We start from the raw sequence: 16,242 nt of genomic DNA, 5'->3' as shown, positions 1-16,242 counted from the left end.
TGAGCCATCAGGCGATGAAGGCCTGCCACAGCCACACGCCGGTCAGCGCAAGCCCGATCACTCCCAGCGGGCGCGAATAGCGCTGCCAGAGCGCCAGCGCCTGATCCTCGACCAGTGCCACCAGGGCTGCCAGTCCGAAATAGCGCACCCCGCGCCCGACCAGTGCCGCCAGCAGGAACAACGCGACCGGATAACCGCTGGCACCGGCGACCAGCATGGCACTCTGGAAGGGAATCGGCACGATGCCGATCAGCATGATGGCAAGGAACCCCTGCTCGCTGAAGCGCTGCTGGAAGGATTCGAAGGCCTGCTGCCCGCCGAAGAAGCCGATCAACCCATCACCCCACGCCGCCAGCGCGTAGGCCCCGAGATAGAAGCCCAGCAATGCCGCGGTCAGGTTGCCGGCGAGCGCCACCGCGGCCACGCGCCAACGGCGCTCGGGGTGGCGCAGCATCCACGGAATCAGAACGACCTCGATGGGAATCGGAATCAACAGGGTTTCCAGCATCGAGGCGATGAACAGCCACAGCATGGCGTGGCGGGAGTGATTGAGGCGGTCGAGCCAGTCACTCGCGGAAGAGAGTTTCCACATGAAGGCAGCACGTTGTCCTGGACGATGAGCTGACCACTTTGCCTTGAGTCCGTCCCGCTTGCCAGCCTGCTCGACCACCAGCGCACACCTGAGCCAGAACCCTGACGCGCTACTCGAAACCTTCCAGACGCATGGCCGAACGCACCAGACGCTCGTCCTCCTCCTCCAGCTCGCGCAGGTTGTCGCGAATGCTGTGCAGGTGCTCCAGCGCCGCCTTCTCCGCCGCCTCCGGCTGCTGGTCCATCACCGCCCGGTAGATGGCCGTGTGCTGGGCATTGATCTGACCGCGGGGAATCGGGCGATGGTAGAGATTGCGCAGCGAGGCGAACACCGAGCTGAGCAGCAGGTCATTGATGCCCTTGAGCGTATGCACCAGCACCGGGTTGTGGGACGCCTCACAGATGGCGTGGTGGAAGGCATGATCGTGACGTGCCAGCTGCTGGGCATCCGGCAGCGCCTCATCGCCCGGCGCTGAGGACTCAAAATCAGGCGGATACTCGCGCACGCAGGCCGCCATCGCCTCGTAATGACGCCGGATCAGCACCCTATCCGCCGGCGTGCCGCGCTGGGCGGCCAGTCGCGCCGACTGCCCTTCCAGCAAAGCCCGCACTTCCAGCAGGTCATACAGGGTGCGCGGCTGATCTCGAAACAGGTGCATCAGCGGGCTGATATCGCCGCTCGGCAACAGCGCCGCGACGCTCGAGCCCTTGCCATGGCGCGTCTCGATGATGCCCTTGCCACGCAACAGCCTGAGCCCTTCGCGCAGCGAGGCCCGCGAGATGCCCAGCCGCTCACATAGCCGGCGCTCCGAGGGGATCATCTGCCCGGGCTTGAGCACGCCGTCCAGAATCAATTGCTCCAGACGCGCCGCCGCCTGATCCGCGGCGCGGGGGTCAGCTCCTGACTCGGCGATGGTTCGCAGCATCCTGCCCCTCCCCTTTTGCTCGACCTTTGTGTGCTGGGCCTTGATCAACCTGCGCGTAGCGCTTGATCAACCCGCTCGTGGCGCTTGATCGACCCGCTGGCAGCGCCTGGCGATTCTCGACTGGTCAGACCTGTCGATCGAGTGACGCAAAGCCGCCTGATGACAGCAGAAGTGAGGCCAGTAAAGCGTGGTTTTCCTTGCGCAAACACTAGACGAATGTCTGGTCAGACCACTGATGTGAAGCATGGACAAGGCCGGGGAGGCAGGCCAGATTGTGTGCAGATCAGGTGCGGCGGAATCGACAGGCGACTCGCTCGAACCCCGCACCAGCCGACAGCACCAGCAGTCAGTAACGACAGACAGCACCACGAGACAGCAGCCGCGCAGACCCCAACCTCCCGGGAGGCAGTGCATGAATATCCTCTATGACCCGACGCTGGATGGACCGCTGGCCCAGCACGACAAGGGCCAGGTGCTGGCGCATCTCACCACCCTGCTGCCGGACCTGACGCTGCTGCACCGCGAAGAGGACCTGCATCCCTTCGAATGTGATGGCCTGTCCGCCTATCGCGTCATGCCGATGCTGGTCGCCCTGCCGGAGCGGGTCGAGCAGGTCGCCGCCCTGCTGCGTGAATGTCATGCGCTGGGCGTGCCGGTGGTGACACGTGGCGCCGGCACCGGGCTGTCCGGCGGCGCCTTGCCGCTGGCGCAAGGCGTGCTGCTGGTGATGTCGCGCATGGCGCGGATTCTCGAGATCGACCCCGACGCCCGCACCGCACGCCTGCAGCCCGGGGTGCGCAATCTCGCCATTTCCGAGGCCGCCGCGCCCTTCGGACTCTACTACGCGCCGGACCCCTCCTCGCAGATCGCCTGCTCCATCGGCGGCAACGTGGCCGAGAATGCCGGTGGCGTGCACTGCCTCAAGTACGGCCTCACCGTTCACAACCTGCTCAAGCTCGAGATGCTGACCATCGAAGGCGAGGCGATGACGATCGGCGCCGACAGCCTCGACTCGCCCGGCCTGGACATGCTGGCGCTGATGACCGGCTCCGAAGGCATGCTGGGGGTGGTCACGGAAGTCACGGTGCGCCTGCTGCCCAGGCCCGAGACCGCCAAGGTGCTGATGGCGAGCTTCGCCGATATCGACAAGGCCGGCCGCGCGGTGGGCGACATCATCGCCTGCGGCATCATCCCCGGCGGGCTCGAGATGATGGACAACCTGGCGATCCGCGCCGCCGAGGACTTCATCCACGCAGGCTATCCGGTCGAGGCCGCCGCCATTCTGCTCTGCGAACTGGATGGCGCCGAGGCCGATGTCGTCGATGACTGCGCACGGGTCCGAGAGGTGCTGGAGCGCGCCGGCGCCACCGAGATCCGCCAGGCACAGGACGAGGCCGAACGCGCGCGCTTCTGGGCCGGGCGCAAGAATGCATTCCCCGCCGTGGGCCGCATGTCGCCGGACTATTACTGCATGGATGGCACCATTCCACGCCGCGAGCTGCCCGCCGTGCTGAACGGCATCGCGGAGCTCTCGCGCCAATCGGGGCTCGCGGTGGCCAATGTCTTCCATGCCGGTGACGGCAACATGCACCCACTGATCCTGTTCGATGCCAACCAGCCCGGCGAGCTGGAACTGGCCGAGGAGGTCGGCGGCAAGATTCTCGAACTGTGCGTGGCCGCCGGCGGCAGCATCACCGGCGAACATGGCGTGGGCCGCGAGAAGATCAATCAGATGTGCGCCCAGTTCAACCACGAGGAGATCAGCGTCTTCCATGCCGTGAAGGCCGCCTTCGACCCCGCTGGGCTGCTCAACCCCGGCAAGAACATTCCGACGCTGGCGCGCTGCGCCGAATTCGGGGCCATGCATGTGCATGACAACCAGTTGCCGCATCCCGATCTGCCGCGTTTCTAGACAGCTGCCACGTTGCCGGACAGCCGCCGCGTGGCTGGATGGTTTCTCTGTCATGGACAGCTCTCAAATCCACTGCCGCCTGACCTTTCGCTACCTGACGTTCGCCACTTCATCGCCACTTTAATAGAGACATGCCATGCCAGAGCCAGATGATTCGCTCCAGGATCAGGTGCCAAGCCATGCCGAGTGCGCTACGCCTGCCGCCAGCCAGCACCCGCAGCAGCAGGACGCCAGTGAGACACTCCGTGAACAGGTCCGCGCTGCCCATGAGGCGAAGCGCCCGCTACGCATCGCCGGCAGTGGCAGCAAGGCCTTCCTGGGCCGCGAAGTGGCCGCCGAGGAAGTGCTCAACATGCGCGCGCATCATGGCATCACCCACTACGACCCCGTGGAGCTGATGGTCTCGGTGCGCGCCGGCACCCCGCTGGCGACGCTTGAGGCCGTACTCGCCGAGCAAGGTCAGCACCTGAGCTGCGAGCCGCCCCACTTCGGCCCCGCGGCGACCGTCGGCGGCACGCTCGCCTCGGGACTCAGCGGCCCACGCCGCCCCTGGAGCGGCAGTCTGCGCGATCTGGTGCTTGGCACGCGCATCATCAGTGCCGACGGCAAGGCGCTGCGTTTCGGTGGTGAAGTGATGAAGAACGTGGCGGGCTATGACCTGTCGCGCCTGATGTGCGGCGCTCAGGGCACGCTGGGCGTGATCAGCGAAGTCTCGCTCAAGGTGATGCCGCGTCCGGTGGCAAGCGAATCGCTGTGTCTGGAGCTCAGCCTCGCCGAGGCGCTGACTCGCCTGAATGCCTGGGGCCGCACGCCGCTGCCGATCACGGCGACCAGCTGGCATGACGGCCACCTCACCCTGCGCCTGGAAGGAGGCGAGCGTTCGGTCCAGGCCGGTTGCGAGCAGCTGGGCGGCGAGGCCCTGACGACGGATCAGGCGACGGCGCACTGGACTGAGCTGCGTGAGCAGCGCCTGCCCTTCTTCAGCGCGCGCGCACCGCATCAGGCACTGTGGCGACTGTCGCTGCCGTTGGCGCTGGACCACCTCGAGTGGCAAGCCGCCGTCAGCGAACTGCTGGGCCCTCTGGATGATGCCGACTTGCTGTGTGACTGGGCGGGTGCCCAGCGCTGGCTTGCAAGCGATGCCCCGGCCCAGCGCATCCGCGCGCTGGCCAGTCGACTGGGCGGCCACGCCATCTGCTATACCCCGGGTACCGTCGCCGCCGAGGACAGCCCGCTGATGCCGCTGGCCGCCCCCAATGCCCGCTATCACCTTCAGCTCAAGCAGCAGCTGGACCCCCACGGCATCCTCAATCCCGGTCGCCTGTATGCCGAAATGTGACTCACGCCACGACAGGAGACGCACCTGAATGCAGACCCACTTCAGTGACGCCGCGCTTGCCAGACCGCATATCCAGCGGGCCGACAAGGTCCTGCGCAGCTGCGTGCATTGCGGCTTCTGCAATGCCACCTGCCCCACCTATCAGCTGCTGGGCGATGAGCGCGACGGGCCGCGCGGGCGCATCTATCTGATCAAGCAGCTGCTGGAGAGCGACCCCGAAAGCCCGGACGCAAGCACCCGCCAGCAGGCCAGCGAGATCACCCGCGAGACCCAGCGGCATCTGGATCGCTGCCTGAGCTGTCGCAGCTGCGAGACCACCTGCCCGTCGGGCGTGCAGTATCACACCCTGCTCGATATCGGCCGTCAGGAACTGGAGCGTCGCGTCGGCCGCCCGTGGCGAGAGCGCCTGCTGCGCAGTGGCCTGCGCCATGCGCTGGTCGATCCCGCGCGCTTCAAGGCCCTGCTGGCACTTGGCGTGCGCTTTCGCCCTCTCGCGCCTGGCGCGCTGGCTGACAAGATCCCGCTGGCTCGCGAGCGTCAAGCCAAGCGCCCGGCCGCCCCCGTCACCGCGACGCCTTCTGATCAGGCGCTTTCGCGCCAAGGGCTTTCTCAGCAAGGGTTTTCGCGCCAGGTGCTGATGCTGGAAGGCTGCGTGCAACCGGGCCTGGCCCCCAACATCAATGCCGCCACCGCCCGCGTGCTGGCGCGCTTCGGCATCGGCGTCACGCCGATTCACGAGGCCGGCTGCTGCGGCGCCATCGACTATCACCTCAACGCCCAGCAGGCCGGTCGCGCGCGCATGCGTGCCAACATCGATGCCTGGTGGCCGGCCATCGAGGCCGGTGCGGAAGCGATCGTGCAGACCGCCAGTGGCTGCGGGGCCTTCGTCAAGGAATATGGCGAGATGCTGGCCGATGACCCGGACTATGCTGAGCGCGCCGCACGCGTAAGCACCCTGGCCCGCGATATCGTCGAAGTGCTGGGCGAGGAGATCGCGCGCCGAGATCGACAGAGTCTCGCGGCCGCGCCCGACCAACAGCCGCTGGCCTTCCATTGCCCCTGCACCCTGCAACATGCCCAGGGTCTGGGCGGCGAGGTGGAGAAGATCCTGACGCAACTGGGCTTCACACTGGCGCCTGTCATGGAGGGCCATCTGTGCTGCGGGTCCGCCGGCACCTACTCGATCACGCAACCGGAGTTGTCACGCCAGCTGCGAGACCGCAAGCTTGAGGCGCTGGAGGCCAACGGGCCTGCGCGCATCGCCACCGCCAACATCGGCTGCCAGACGCATCTGCAGAGCGCCGGACGCACGCCGGTGAGTCACTGGATCGAACTGGTGGATGATGCCCTGCCCGAGACGCTCCCGCAGGAATGAAGCGTCACTATCTGTTTCAGTATCTGTTTCACTATCTGTTTCACTATCTCTTTCACTGTCCTTTTCCCTCACCACTGCCAAGGAAGACCGATGATCACTCGCCACGTACTGACCCTCGCTGACGTCAATCAGATGCTGGACGCCGCCCAGAAGGAAGCCGAGGCCAATGGCTGGGCCGTCTCCATCGCCGTTGCCGACGATGGCGGCCACCCGCTGGGCCTGCGTCGCCTAGACGACACCCCGGCGATGACCGGCTACTTCGCCCAGGAGAAAGCCAAGAGCGCCGCCCTGGGTCGCCGCGAGACCCAGCTGTTCGAGGACTCCATCAACGGTGGACGCACCGCCTTCCTGTCAGCGCCGCAGCTTGAGGGCATGCTGGGCGGCGGCGTGCCGGTGATGGTCGAAGGCCAGATCGCCGGCAGCATCGGTGTGTCCGGCGTCAAGCCGGAGCAGGATGCCCAGATCGCCAAGGCCGGGGTCGCCGCACTGGGCCTCTGAGGCCCCGTCAGTCTAGATAAAAAAGAAGCGAATATAACAACGCCGCGCCCGCTAGGGTGCGGCGTTGTTTTGTCATATGCCCCACGTGCGCCTGTATCTTTCGGTCACGCACCGCGAGGCGCCATGGCGGCTTCCACCGCCGCCATGAAGGCGCGCAGCTTGCCCGACTGCGGCAGGCGCTGGGGATAGAGCATGTAGATGCTGTTGGGCTCGCCCTCCTCGTGCGCCAGCAGACGCACCAGACGGCCTTCGGCCAGCTCACGGTCAACCAGATAATGGGCAACCCGGATGATGCCGGCATGACCCAGTGCCTGCTGCTTGAGCAGGCGGTGATCATTGATGGCCACTCCCCCCGCGAGACTGACCTCACCACTGGCCAGCGGCCAGCCGGACTGCCCTGACCAGACATGGCAGCGATGATCGCCAAGCGCCGCGGCCGTGTGCGGCGTGCCATGCGCGGCAAGATACTCGGGCGAGGCGCAGCAACAGTGGACGTAATCGAGCAGGCGACGCGCGATCATGTTGTCCGGTGGCGTGCGCGTGGCGCGAAATGCCACATCAAATGGCTCGCGGGTCAGGTCATGACTCTCGTAACTGACGTCCAGACGCAGCTCGACTGCCGGATGACGGGCCTGAAAGGCATTGCAGACCTCGACCAGATAACGCTCGGCGAACAGCACCGGTGCCGTGATACGCAACACGCCGCTGTAGCCCTGACGCTCCGACTCGCTCGTCTGCTCCAGGTCATGTTCAAGCTCCCGCTCCAGTGCCAGCAGCTCGCCGTATACCGACTGCATGCGCTTTCGAATGCGCTCGCCCTCCTCGGTGAGACGGACCGCCCGCGTGGTGCGGATCAGCAAGGGCGCCCCGATGTCCTGCTCCAGTCGCCGCACCTGCTCGGAAAGATGAGCACGCGACACGCCCAGCGCCTTTGCCGCCCGGGTGAAGCTGAGGGTTTCCGCCACCTGAGCGAACAACATCAGTCGCTCCACCTGCTTGTGATGTCGCATCCTGCCTGCTCCTCATGCCAGCCATCCGGAATTTGAGCGATCGAGCCTGCCACATAATTGTACGCTCTGGCGAACAATCTATTCGTTGGCATGTGCTTATCAGACCTGCAGACGCGACCTAGACTGAAGGCGTCATTCGATGTCACTTCACCTCTGCGACATCGACGCCTCCACTCGCGAAAGGACTCCGCCATGCGCTATACCCCGGCTGAAGATCGCTATGAACGCATGCACTACCAGCGCTGCGGCAAGAGCGGCCTCAAGCTGCCCCGCCTGTCACTGGGGCTCTGGCACAACTTCGGCAACAACGCCCACGAAGGCAATGCGCGCGCCATCTGCCAGACCGCCTTCGATCTGGGCATCACCCACTTCGATCTGGCCAACAACTACGGGCCGCCGCCGGGCAGCGCCGAGGAAATGTTCGGACGCATGCTCAAGCGCGACTTCGCCGGCTATCGCGATGAGATGGTGATCTCCACCAAGGCGGGCTATCACATGTGGCCTGGCCCCTACGGCGAATGGGGCAGCCGCAAGTACCTGCTCTCGAGCCTGGACCAGAGCCTCAAGCGCATGGATCTCGATTACGTCGACATCTTCTATTCGCACCGCTTCGATCCGGACACGCCGCTGGAAGAGACGATGGGGGCGCTTGACAGCGCCGTGCGTTCCGGCAAGGCACTCTATGCGGGCATTTCCTCCTACAATGCCCAGCGCACCCGCGAAGCCGCCGCCATCCTGCGCGAGCTGGGCACGCCGTGCATCATCCATCAGCCCAGCTATTCGATGATCAATCGCTGGATCGAGGAAGACGGCCTGCTCGACACCCTCGATGACGAAGGCATCGGCTCCATCGTGTTCTCACCGCTGGCCCAGGGCGTGCTGACCAACAAGTATCTGGGCGGCGTGCCACAGGATAGCCGCCTGGCGCGCGGTGGAGCGATCAAGGAAGATCACCTCACCGAGGACAATCTGGAGCGGGTGCGCGCCCTCAACGCCATCGCCGAGCGTCGTGGCCAATCACTGGCCCAGATGGCCCTCGCCTGGGCGCTGCGCGGCAACCGTGTCACCACCGCACTGATCGGCGCCAGCCGCCCGGAACAGGTCAGCGATTGCGTCAAGGCGCTGGATCATCTCGACTTCACCCAGGCCGAGCTCGACGAGATCGACCGCTACGCCGTCGATGGCGGCGTCAATCTATGGGCGCGTTCGTCCAATGCCTGAGCTAGCGCCTGAGCCACGACTGAAGCAGTGAAGGACCTGAAACACATCGCCCCCACCGAGTGAGTCTCGACGGGGGCGATGTGCTTTGGCGTGACGTGCTCATGATATGAGTTCAGCCGCCGGCGGGAATGCCGTGCTCGCTGGCCAGCAGCGTACGATAGTCGGCGTAGCCCTTGCGGTAGGTGGCCACGCCTTCGGCCTGGGGATGGGCGAGAGTCGCATGATCCAGCGCGACCAGCCGCTCACACAGTTGCTCAAGCGTCTCGCTGGGGCGACCCTTCCCTGCATCGCCTGACTGGCCCAGACACCAGCCCGCCTGAATGGCGGCGCCTAATGCTGCGGCCTCGGTCACCTGCGGGCAGACCACCTCGAGGCCGAGAATGTCGGCCAGCATCTGACGCCACAGCGGGCTTTTGGCGCCACCGCCCACCAGACGGATCTGGCGCGCTTCATTGGCCAGCGGCCCCATGCACTCCAGTGCGTAACGCAGGCCGTAGCTTGCGCCTTCCATGGTCGCGCGACAAAGGTTGGCCGGGGTGGCATTGCGACTGTCCAGACCATGGAAACTGGCCTGGGCACGCGGCAGCATCGGCACGCGTTCGCCATTGAAGAACGGCAGCACCTGCACACCCTCGGCTCCGCGCGGGGCGCTTGCCACCTGAGCGGAGAAGGTGGCGATGTCGAAACCGAAAATCTCGCGCACTCGGGTGGTGGCCGACGTCACATTCATGGTGCACACCAGTGGCAGCCAGCCACCATCGCTGGCGCTGAAGCTGGCCACCTGAGGATCACAGCCCACCGGATAGTCCGCCGACCAGGCGCATACCGTGCCGGAGGTGCCCATGCTGAGCGTCACCCGCCCCGGAGCGATATTGCCGGTGCCGATGGCGCTCATCATGTTGTCACCGCCGCCGCTGGAGACGATGACGTCGTCACGCAGCCCGAAGCGCGCGGCGACCTCGGAGCGAATGCGCCCGGCCGGCTCGTGGGACTCGATCAATCGGGGCAGCACGCGCCGGGCGTCAAGCTCCGGGGCGATCTGCGCGAAGACATCCTGATGCCAGCAGCGCCGACGGGTATCGAAATAGCCGGTGCCCGAGGCATCGCTGTATTCGGCGACGCGCTCACCGGTCAGCCAGAAGTTGAGATAGTCATGCGGCAGCAAGATGCTGGCGATGCGCTGGTAGCGCTCGGGATGCTGCTCACGCAGCCAGGCGAGCTTGGAGGCGGTGTAGCCGGTCTGCAGCACCAGGCCGAGCGTCTCCAGGCAGCCCGCCTCACCTCCCAGCGCCTCGACCAGCGCGGCATTGTGCTCGCTGGTCTCGGTGTCACACCACAGCTTGGCCGGATGGAGCGGCACGCCGGCCTCATCCAGCACCACCATGCCATGCTGCTGGCCGGACACCCCGATCGCCGCGATGCGCTGCGGGTCCAGCCGCGAGATGGCCAGTGCATCATCGAAGGCGCCCTCAAGCGCCGCCACCCAGTCCTGCGGGGCCTGCTCGCGGCGCCCGTTGGCGCCTTCCTGCAGCGCATGACTGCGCTGGCCCTGGGCCACGATGCTCCCGCAGGCCGGATCGACGATCACCACCTTGGTACTCTGGGTCCCGCAATCAACACCTACCCACATGCGGCTCTCCCTGCCATCCATCATTCAGCTGCCCTCCCCATCGGGGCCGATGGGGGTATTCGCGAGACGCCAACGCCAGTCGGCGTTGAGCGAGTCCTGCTTGATCAGGTGCGCGTTGAGCATGTCCTTGTGATGGGTACGCTCATGGGCACCACGGGCATCCTGGCCCATCTCGCGCCAGCGGTGCAGCAGGCGCGGCACCAGCACCTCATCCTCGATATCCAGGAAGATGCTGATGTCGAACAGGCCGAGCAACGTATCCCAGGGCGCGTGGCGCAGCAGCAGATAGTTGCCCTCGACCAGCACGATGCGGTGGTGATTCTCGACCACGCGGCCACCGGCACGTGCCAGGTCCAGCGGGCGATCGAAGACCGGCACGGCGACCGGGCCATCATTGGCGCGCACCCTGACGAGATCATGATAGAGCCCGCGCGCATCGAAGGTTTCCGGTGCGCCCTTGACGTAGAGCAGGCCCTGGGGCGCCAGCACGGCGTTGTCGTAGTGGTAGCCATCCATCGGCACCACCACGGCGATGCCGGGTTCCAGCGCATTGAGGGTCTCGCACAGGGATTCCGACAGGGTCGACTTGCCCGCCGCAGGCGGACCGGCGAGGGCCACGATGGTACGTGTGCGCTGACTGGAGGCGTGTTCCGCCAGCACACGGCTGGCCATGTCGTCCAACGAGGGCGACATGTGGGCCAGGCGGGAATCGGATAAAGATGTCACGTGACTACCTCATTCATGGATGCGCACCCTTGCAGCAGGACGGAAGGCGTCTCTCATCCTTAGCTCATCCAGTTGCCACCGTCGACATTGAGTGTCTGGGCGACGACGAAATCGCTGTCTTCACAGGCCAGAAATACCGCGGCACCGGCGTGGTCGTCCGGCAGCCCCATGCGCCCATAGGGCACCGCCTCACCGACCAGGCGCTTCTTCTCGCCCAGTGGACGCTGTTCATGGTGGGCGAACAGCGCATCGACCTGATCCCACATCGGCGTATCCACCACGCCCGGCGCGATGCCATTGACATTGATGCCATGGCGGATGAGATCAAGCCCGCAGGACTGGGTGAGGCTGATCACGGCGGCCTTGGAGGCACAATAGGCGCTGACCAGCGCCTCGCCGCGTCGTCCGGCCTGCGAGGCCATGTTGATGATCTTGCCGCCCTGACCACGCTCGACCATCGTCCTGGCCACCGCCTGCAGAGTGAAGAACAGGCCTTCGACATTGACCGCCAGCTGGTGGCGCAGCATGCCCTCGCTGACCTCCAGCACCGGCGCCATGGCGAAGACGGCGGCATTGTTGACCAGGATATCGATCGGCCCCAGCTGTGCCTGCACGCATTCCAGCATGCTCTGGCGTGAGACGCTCGACGTCACGTCCAGCGTCACTGCCAGCACTCGTGCCTGCGGCCCGGCCTGCTCGCGCAGCTGCTGGGCGGCACGCTCCGCCGCCTCACCGTTGATGTCCGCCAGTGCCACATAAGCGCCTTCGGCGACATAGCGGGTGGCGATGGCCAGGCCGATACCGCCCGCACCGCCGGTGACCACCGCCACCTTGCCGGCGAGCCGGGCGCTGCGTGGCGAGGTCAGCGGTTCACCGCTGGCCGACTCAGATAGCGTCTGCATGGTGTCACCCCCTGACGGTGCTCATGTGGCGCTCAGGTCGCTGGCCTGACCGATACGCAGCTGACTGATCAAAGCGCTGACCTCATCCATGCTCGCACGGCTCTGCCAGGCACCCGCCTCCTGCTGACGCTGGGCGTGGCCCGGCGGAATATGCCCGGCGCCGGTGAAGCCGATCACACGCAGACCGGCCGCGACCGCCGCGCTGACGCCGGCGAGGCTATCCTCGACCACCACGCATTCCTCGACATCACGTCCCAGCTGACGCAGCGCCAGCTGATAGACATCCGGTGCGGGCTTGGGTCGCGCGACCTGCTCGGCCGTGAAGAGCGGCACCGAGCCCAGCCAGTGATCCAGGCCGGTGGCGGCCAGCGAGGCGCGCACGCGGCGCTCGGCACTGTTGGAAACGATCGCCACGGCCACGCCATTCGCCAACAGCCTTCCAAGCAGTTCCGCCATGCCGGTGATGGGCGCAAGTTCCTTCGCCAGACGTGATTCGATGGCGTGATCGATGCGCTCCATTGCCTGCGGTGGCAGGGTGTGAGTACTCATGGCCTCCAGATGGCCCAGGATGGCCTCGGTGGTCATGCCCAGCGCCGCACGCAGCTCGGCCTCGGTGTCGAGGTCCGGCAGCCATTCCCCCAGCTGGCGCGACAGCTCCTCCTCAGCCAGCACTTCGCTGTCCACCAGCACGCCGTCACAATCGAAGATCACCTGCTGCAAGGGGGTACTCATCTCATCATCCTCTCTGGCTTCCAGGTTCGCGGCTGCCCGGTTCATGCGCGGGCTTCCTGTGCGGCGCTGGCACTGGACAGGGAATTGTCCTGACGCGTCAGGCTGGTCAGCGGGTGACGGTTGAGATTCTGCAGCGCCAGCCCTTCACGGGTGAAGAGGTGTGCGCGCTCGACATCGAAGCCGTAGCGGATGCTGTCACCCACCCGGCTGTTGACGTCGCCATCCGCCATCAGGATCCAGCCGCTGTCGGACTGCTCGTCGGACCTGAGGCCGCCGATCGGCACATCGCCGGAGCCATCCGGAGTCGCCAGATAGAGTGACGTCACCCCGCCCAGACGCTCGATGACCTGAACCTGACCCGTGAACGGGCCTTGCTCATCGAGCATCAGATGCTCGGGGCGCACGCCCAGCGTCAGGGTGTCGCCGACGTTGACCGAGGCGCCATCTTCAGTCTGGCTCGCCACCGGAATCAGGCGCTCGCTGCCGTCGGGCAGGCGCACCGTGACGCCCTCGCCGGCCACGCCAGTGACGGTGATGTCGAGGAAGTTCATCTTCGGCGAGCCGATGAATCCGGCCACGAAGCGGTTGCGCGGGTGATGGTAGAGCTCCATCGGCGAGCCGACCTGCTCGACCACGCCGCCCTGCAGCACGACGATCTTGTCGGCCATGGTCATGGCTTCGACCTGGTCGTGGGTCACGTAGATCATGGTCGCCTTGAGCTCGGCATGCAGGCGCGCCAGCTCGATGCGCATCTGTACACGCAGCGCGGCGTCCAGGTTGGAGAGCGGCTCATCGAACAGGAAGATGCTCGGGTTGCGCACGATGGCACGACCGATGGCGACACGCTGACGCTGCCCCCCGGAGAGTGCCTTGGGCTTGCGGTCCAGCAGTGGTCCGAGCTGCAGCACCTCGGCGGCAGCATTGACCTTCTCGGCGCGCTCTTCCTTGGAGACACCGGCGAGCTTGAGGCTGAAGCCCATGTTCTCGCCCACCGTCATGTGCGGATAGAGCGCGTAGCTCTGGAACACCATCGCCAAGCCGCGCTCGGCCGGGCCGATATCGTTCATGCGCTTGCCATCGATCAGGATGTCACCGGAGGTCGCGTTCTCGAGACCGGCGATCATGCGCATCAGCGTGGACTTGCCGCAACCGGACGGGCCGACGAAGACCACGAATTCCTGGTCCTTCACTTCCAGATCGACTCCCTTGATGACCTGGGTGGTGGAGGCGCTGGCGCCGCTGCCGGAGGTGAATTCCTTGACGATGTTCTTGAGCGTGAGTGTGGACATGGGAAGTTTCCTTATCCGCACCTGCCCGAGGGCAGGTGATGGCAAATTTGGGTGGCATGGCAAGGGTGCAACATGCGTATGGCTCTCGGCCGCCTGCGCTGATCTGCTGTCAGGCAATGTTCATCAACCAATGATGTTCATCAACCAATGTTGCGCAGGCGGCGTACCTCTCCGTGAGTGACGCGTCTTGCGTGTCTCTGACTGGCGCGGGTTACTTGACGGCGCCGAAGGTCAGGCCGCGTACCATCTGCTTCTGGGTCATCCAGCCGAAGATCAGGATCGGCGCGATGGCAAGCGTGGAAGCCGCGGACAGCTTGGCCCAGAACAGTCCTTCCGGACTGGAGAAGGACGCGATGTAAGCGGTCAGCGGTGCGGCGTTGGAGGTGGTCAGGTTCAGGCTCCAGAACGCCTCGTTCCAACTCAGGATCACGCACAGCAGACCGGTGGAAGCGATGCCCGGCAGGGTCAGCGGCAGCAGCAGGTGGAAGATCTCCTGCAGGGTGCTGGCGCCATCCATGCGCCCGGCTTCGAGGATGTCCTTGGGGATGTCCTTGAAGAAGGTGTAGAGCATCCAGACCACGATCGGCAGGTTCATCAGCATGTAGATGATGATCAGGCCGGTGCGGCTATCCAGCAGCCCCAGATCGCGGAAGATCAGGTAGACCGGCAGCAGCACGCCCACGGACGGCAGCATCTTGGTCGACAGCATCCACAGCAGTGTCCCTTGGGTACGCTTGGTGGGCAGAAACGCCATCGAGTAGGCGGACGGAATCGCGATCAGCAGCGCCAGCAGCGTTGCCCCGAGCGAGATCACCACACTGTTCATGGCGTACTTGAAGTAGTCCGCGCGTGCCTGGATCTCGATATAGCCCTCGACGCTGGGCGTGAAGAACAGGCTCGGCGGCGTGGCGATCGCCTCGGCCTCGGTCTTGAAGCTGGTGAGGATCATCCAGAAGATCGGGAAGAACATCACCAGCGCGATGGTCCAGGCCACCAGGGTCAGGACAAGCTTCTTGTTGATCACGCTGCGGCGCGCGCGACTGGCGCTGACGGCAGCGCTGGCGGCGGCCACGGAATTGGAAGTTGAAGTCGACATCATTGAGTCTCCCTGTGCTGAGCGCTTGTCATCAGTTCTCGAGATTCTTGGCGACGGTACGCACCAGGAAGAAGGCCACGATATTGGCCAGGATGATGGCGATCACGCCACCGGCGGAGGCACCACCCACATCGAAGTCCAGCAGAGCGCGGATGTAGATCAGGTACGCCAGGTTGGTCGAGGCAAGACCCGGGCCACCTGAGGTGGTGACGAAGATCTCGGCGAAGATGGTCAGCAGGAAGATCATCTCGATCATCACCACCACGCTGATGGCGCGCTTGAGGTGCGGCAGGGTGATGTAGAAGAAGATCGCTACCGGCCCTGCCCCGTCCATGCGCGCCGCCTCGACCTGGTCATCATCGAGTGACTGGATGGCGGTCAGCAGGATCAACACCGCGAACGGCAGCCACTGCCAGGTGACGATGATCACGATGGAGGTCAGCGGCAGGCTGGCGAACCAGTCGATGGCCGGCAGACCGAACAGCCCGGCGACCCAGGCCAGAATGCCGTTGACCGGGTGCATCATCATGTTCTTCCACACCAGGGCACTCACGGTGGGCATGATGAAGAACGGCGCGATCACGAACAGGCGCGCGACGCCGCGGCCGAAGAATTCCTGCTGGAGCAATACCGCCAGCAGCGTGCCGCCGACCACGGTGGCGACCAGCACCCAGCCCACCAGCAGCAGGGTATTGCCCATGGCGGTCCACAGGGACGGATCGGTCAGCAGGTAGTAATAGTTGTCGACGCCGGCGAAACCGGACACCGACGGCATCATCAGGTTGTAACGCTGGAAGGAGAACCACAGGGTCATGACCAGTGGTACCAGCATCCACATCAACAACAGGCTTACGGCTGGGGCTTGCAGCGACAGGGTTCGCAATCCCCCGACGGTGCGTCCGGATGCTCTCGTGCGCATGGTGAGTCCTTCGATACGGTGAGGAAGTCAGGCAATGCGGTGGGCTTCAGGCCGAGGCTGTCCGTGCCACGCCGCG

15 protein-coding genes are annotated in these 16,242 nt (G+C 65.3%); 5 read left to right on the top strand and 10 right to left on the bottom strand.

The features are described from left to right. Positions 1-7: 7 nt before the first annotated feature. Positions 8-592: a YqaA family protein gene (locus QQF40_RS02520; protein WP_175089815.1), complete on the bottom strand. Its 585-nt coding sequence runs from the start codon at positions 590-592 to the stop codon at positions 8-10. A 109-nt stretch (positions 593-701) separates the two neighbouring features. Beyond that, positions 702-1,517: a transcriptional regulator GlcC gene (gene glcC, locus QQF40_RS02515; RefSeq protein ID WP_285460274.1), complete on the bottom strand. Its 816-nt coding sequence runs from the start codon at positions 1,515-1,517 to the stop codon at positions 702-704. 412 nt (positions 1,518-1,929) lie between these two features. Between glcC and glcD the strand changes: the two genes are divergently transcribed. The 4 genes from glcD to QQF40_RS02495 all read left to right on the top strand — a co-directional run bounded on the left by glcD (position 1,930) and on the right by QQF40_RS02495 (position 6,641). Then, the gene (glcD, locus tag QQF40_RS02510; RefSeq protein ID WP_153635412.1) at positions 1,930-3,429 is read left to right on the top strand and encodes a glycolate oxidase subunit GlcD; all 1,500 of its coding nucleotides are present in this window, start codon (positions 1,930-1,932) and stop codon (positions 3,427-3,429) included. Positions 3,430-3,565: 136 nt separating this feature from the next. Then, on the top strand, positions 3,566-4,768 hold the full coding sequence (gene glcE, locus QQF40_RS02505) for a glycolate oxidase subunit GlcE (protein ID WP_285460273.1): 1,203 nt from the start codon (positions 3,566-3,568) through the stop codon (positions 4,766-4,768). 28 nt (positions 4,769-4,796) lie between these two features. Next, positions 4,797-6,143, top strand: coding sequence for a glycolate oxidase subunit GlcF (glcF, locus tag QQF40_RS02500; protein ID WP_285460272.1), 1,347 nt, complete (start codon positions 4,797-4,799; stop codon positions 6,141-6,143). A 90-nt stretch (positions 6,144-6,233) separates the two neighbouring features. Further along, positions 6,234-6,641 carry a GlcG/HbpS family heme-binding protein gene (locus QQF40_RS02495; protein WP_043334532.1) on the top strand — a complete coding sequence of 136 codons (408 nt, stop codon included), beginning with the start codon at positions 6,234-6,236 and terminating at the stop codon, positions 6,639-6,641. Between the two features lie 104 nt (positions 6,642-6,745). Here the strand turns inward: QQF40_RS02495 and QQF40_RS02490 are convergent, their stop codons facing one another. Next, positions 6,746-7,651 (bottom strand): LysR family transcriptional regulator, encoded by a 906-nt coding sequence (locus tag QQF40_RS02490; protein WP_285460270.1) that lies wholly within the window; start codon positions 7,649-7,651, stop codon positions 6,746-6,748. 192 nt (positions 7,652-7,843) lie between these two features. Between QQF40_RS02490 and mgrA the strand changes: the two genes are divergently transcribed. Further along, positions 7,844-8,872: an L-glyceraldehyde 3-phosphate reductase gene (mgrA, locus tag QQF40_RS02485; RefSeq protein ID WP_175089809.1), complete on the top strand. Its 1,029-nt coding sequence runs from the start codon at positions 7,844-7,846 to the stop codon at positions 8,870-8,872. 112 nt (positions 8,873-8,984) lie between these two features. Here the strand turns inward: mgrA and xylB are convergent, their stop codons facing one another. From xylB to QQF40_RS02450, 7 genes are all read right to left on the bottom strand, one after another. Beyond that, positions 8,985-10,502 carry a xylulokinase gene (gene xylB / locus QQF40_RS02480; protein WP_285460269.1) on the bottom strand — a complete coding sequence of 506 codons (1,518 nt, stop codon included), beginning with the start codon at positions 10,500-10,502 and terminating at the stop codon, positions 8,985-8,987. Positions 10,503-10,526: 24 nt separating this feature from the next. Then, positions 10,527-11,228 (bottom strand): nucleoside/nucleotide kinase family protein, encoded by a 702-nt coding sequence (locus QQF40_RS02475; protein WP_348994691.1) that lies wholly within the window; start codon positions 11,226-11,228, stop codon positions 10,527-10,529. Positions 11,229-11,287: 59 nt separating this feature from the next. After that, positions 11,288-12,130, bottom strand: coding sequence for an L-iditol 2-dehydrogenase (locus QQF40_RS02470; protein WP_175089807.1), 843 nt, complete (start codon positions 12,128-12,130; stop codon positions 11,288-11,290). Positions 12,131-12,151: 21 nt separating this feature from the next. Then, positions 12,152-12,862, bottom strand: coding sequence for an HAD family hydrolase (locus tag QQF40_RS02465; RefSeq protein WP_254627098.1), 711 nt, complete (start codon positions 12,860-12,862; stop codon positions 12,152-12,154). A 41-nt stretch (positions 12,863-12,903) separates the two neighbouring features. Further along, on the bottom strand, positions 12,904-14,151 hold the full coding sequence (locus QQF40_RS02460) for an ABC transporter ATP-binding protein (protein WP_285460268.1): 1,248 nt from the start codon (positions 14,149-14,151) through the stop codon (positions 12,904-12,906). Positions 14,152-14,362: 211 nt separating this feature from the next. Continuing rightward, positions 14,363-15,247 carry a carbohydrate ABC transporter permease gene (locus QQF40_RS02455; protein WP_176676670.1) on the bottom strand — a complete coding sequence of 295 codons (885 nt, stop codon included), beginning with the start codon at positions 15,245-15,247 and terminating at the stop codon, positions 14,363-14,365. 31 nt (positions 15,248-15,278) lie between these two features. Then, positions 15,279-16,166: a carbohydrate ABC transporter permease gene (locus QQF40_RS02450; RefSeq protein ID WP_043334545.1), complete on the bottom strand. Its 888-nt coding sequence runs from the start codon at positions 16,164-16,166 to the stop codon at positions 15,279-15,281. Positions 16,167-16,242: the final 76 nt, after the last annotated feature.

It is taken from the genome of Cobetia sp. LC6, from assembly GCF_030264805.1.
Taxonomy (GTDB): Bacteria; Pseudomonadota; Gammaproteobacteria; order Pseudomonadales; family Halomonadaceae; genus Cobetia.
The sequence above is the reverse complement of the archived record's forward strand: the minus strand, read 5'-3'. Positions and strand labels throughout refer to the sequence as shown.